At 35.4% G+C, this 2,845-nt stretch carries 2 protein-coding genes; both read right to left on the bottom strand.

What is annotated here, in order from left to right; all coding sequences use genetic code 11:
* Positions 1 to 124 precede the first annotated feature (124 nt).
* Positions 125 to 988 carry a Cj0814 family flagellar-dependent secreted protein gene (locus H740_RS03420; RefSeq protein WP_414734174.1) on the bottom strand — a complete coding sequence of 288 codons (864 nt, stop codon included), beginning with the start codon at positions 986 to 988 and terminating at the stop codon, positions 125 to 127.
* Between the two features lie 549 nt (positions 989 to 1,537).
* The gene (locus H740_RS03415) at positions 1,538 to 2,707 is read right to left on the bottom strand and encodes a Cj0814 family flagellar-dependent secreted protein (protein ID WP_004322522.1); all 1,170 of its coding nucleotides are present in this window, start codon (positions 2,705 to 2,707) and stop codon (positions 1,538 to 1,540) included.
* Positions 2,708 to 2,845: the final 138 nt, after the last annotated feature.

Raw genomic sequence — 2,845 nt, 5'->3', positions numbered from 1 at the left:
ATTTGCCGTAGAAATGTTTAAATTTGAGCCATTTATCATTTTCAATCCTTTGAGACTATATCGGACAAAAACGACTTTTCTTTAGCATAAACCAAGAAGCCAATTGTAGTAATAAAATATCAGGCTAGATATTCGTTTCGCCTTTAGGGCGGACGGTTTCTTTTTGAAACGCCTCCAGCCTTAGTGCTAGCTTATCCACTATGCTATCCGCAGTTTCGTTGCCGCTCAGGCTCATGAGCCCGTCTTCGATAATTTTCTTTAAAAATTCCTTTATGATTTTGGTATTTTTTAGAAAATCAGATATGGTTATGGGCATATCATCAAAGCTTTGGCTTCTCATATCTTGCGCGTATGTTTGGACTTGATCCGTTAGCCTAGTTTCCCCGCTATCGCTCGCTATGGGCGGGAAGCCTTTTAAAAACTGCATAAATACGCCCTCTCTGGCGTATCCACCCTCTTTTTCGTAGACCGACGTATCTGGGTTAAAGCTAAAGCCGTCTTTTTCCTGCAAATTTGACGAGCCTAGAGTAGAAAAATTTAAAGGATATACGCTAAGGCTAACTCCGTATTTTTTAATATCGCTTGAGAGTTCGCCGGCGTCTTGTAGCTGAGTTTGAGTACTATAGACGTTTGATACGGCAAATAGGCTAACGTCTTTTAAAAAATTACTCTTGCCAAACGGTTTTTGATTGATATTTACGCTAAAGCCCTTGGGTAGCTTTTCTAAGTCGCTTTGGCTATACGTTTCTTTGCCTTCAGGGACGACTGCGTTAAAAAGCTTATAGTATTGTTTCACCGTATCGGCTACGTCGATATTTTCAAAGGGCTTTTGATCCGGCGAGGGCGTAAACAAATAAGTCTTATTGTTAAACCTCATTATCTCATCGATAGAGCTTTTGTGGATTTTGAAATTTTCGGGAAGGCCGGCGGCTTTGTTAAAATCGCTACCCATATAGCCGAGATTATCCACCGAGTATCCGTAAGCCAAATTTGATCCAAATTTTAACGAGTTTAAATTTTGATCTTGCGCGCCGCTTGACGTCAGATCGTATGTTTTAAATGCGGTAACACCAGACGCACTAGTGTTTTGAATAAGACTTGCGAAGCTAACTTCCTGCGTTTTGGCTTGCCTCTTTTCTTGAGCTTTGGATAGTATCGAACGAATAATTTATCTTAGCGGCGGAGACGTTCACGACTTATCCTTCTTAAAAAGCAATTTAAAGAAGGATAAGCAAAATTTGTTCCTTTATAATCCGTAGTTTTCTCTCAAATGCCCCTATTGTATCAAGGCCTGATGCTAGAGAATACATTATTATGTTTGATTTAGCACAAATTATTTTGCCTCATCCCAAATAACAAGATTGTCGTTTATGCTGAAACTTGGACAAGTATTATATATTTGCACCACAAAGACCCAAAAGAGACAAAATTATAATACTTCTAGGCTCTATCTGTTTTAATTTATAAATATTGGATCTGAGGTAAAGTATAACTTCTAACAACACAGAAGCTATTATCATTTGAAGCGTTTCTTATATTATAGCATATTTTTAATTTTGGTATCCCTATAAATTTGAGTAAATCTATTAAATAAATCACTTGAAATTTTTGATATTTTTTTATCATCTAGTTCCATGACTTTATATTTTAAATGTTCTTTTATTGTTCTTTTTAGTGCTTCTTCGCTTTGCATAATTTTTTCTACTTTTTCTAGTTCTTCTCTAAAATTCCTAAATTCGGCCGTTTGAGCCGCTATGGTTATATTATTTGCTAATACACTATCTTTTACTTTTGTTGTTCCGCCTTCAAGTATCATAGGGTTTTCGCTCTTTAAGAAACTCATAAATAAAGCTTCTTTAGTATACCCGTTACTATTTTGATATACTGACATATCAGGGTTAAAGCCCCAAGCATTACGTGAGTAATTTGTTCTTAGACTTTTTGGACTAAAATCTAGTTGGTGCAAATTAAAATCTACACCAACTTCTTTAAGATCATTTTTGAGTTTACTCGCTTCCTCGAAGTTGTTTCTATAAATATTTGTTACTTTTTCTTCACTTCTATCATTTAAAAAATTTATGTTTCTTTTTTCTGTTAGATTGCCTCTTATATTAAATGTTTCCATCCCTTTTGAGCTATAGCCTTTTGGTAGGTTTAGCAAATCGCTATCTGTAAAATAGTCTTTATTGAGATTATCCCCCATAACTTGAGAAAATATATTATAATATTGACCTATAGTATTTGCTATATCTATGTCGTCAAATACATTGTTGCCAAATAGTTTACCTGTTACATTGGCAAATAAAAAACCGTTTAAATTATTGTCTTTTGTGGCATGTCTAATAAATTCATCTAAACTTTTTTTTTTAATCTTAAAATTTGAAGGAAGGCCGGCTGCCTTATTAAAGTCTGCCCCCATAAAACCCTCGCTATCCATGCTATAACCATAAACATTGGATTGAAATTTAACCTTTGTTATTGAATCTGCTAGACTATTTCTCGGAGCTACTGTGGATTCTGAAGATATACGAGTGTTTGTTTGTAGGCTCTTTTCTGCCTGTGTCGCCAATCCTAAGCTTGCTGCGGACTGAGTCAAAATTTGAGCCCCAAAGCTCGTCCCGCCAGCTTCTTTTTTTGCTCGCTGCTCTTTTGCTTGAGAAACTATAGAGCCATATTGTTGAAAGGATTTTTGAATAGAAGAATTCATTGCTTGCTCCTTGAGCATAGTTTATGTCTTAAGAAGTAAGCAATTTTTATTCCATATATTAATATACTTTTGACTTAAAGTCAGACATTATTCTATTGTATTCTGGGCCCACATATGCTATGTATGACCTATCAGGAA

The organism is Campylobacter showae CC57C (genome assembly GCF_000344295.2).
In the GTDB taxonomy this organism is placed as follows: domain Bacteria; phylum Campylobacterota; class Campylobacteria; order Campylobacterales; family Campylobacteraceae; genus Campylobacter_A; species Campylobacter_A showae_B.
Note: the sequence above shows the minus strand (reverse complement) of the source record. Positions and strands in the feature narration are given on the sequence as shown.

Excerpts from the sequence above, each read along its gene's own strand:
- H740_RS03415 (WP_004322522.1), bottom strand. The coding sequence starts at position 2,707 with ATGAATTCTTCTATTCAAAAATCCTTTCAACAATATGGCTCTATAGTT.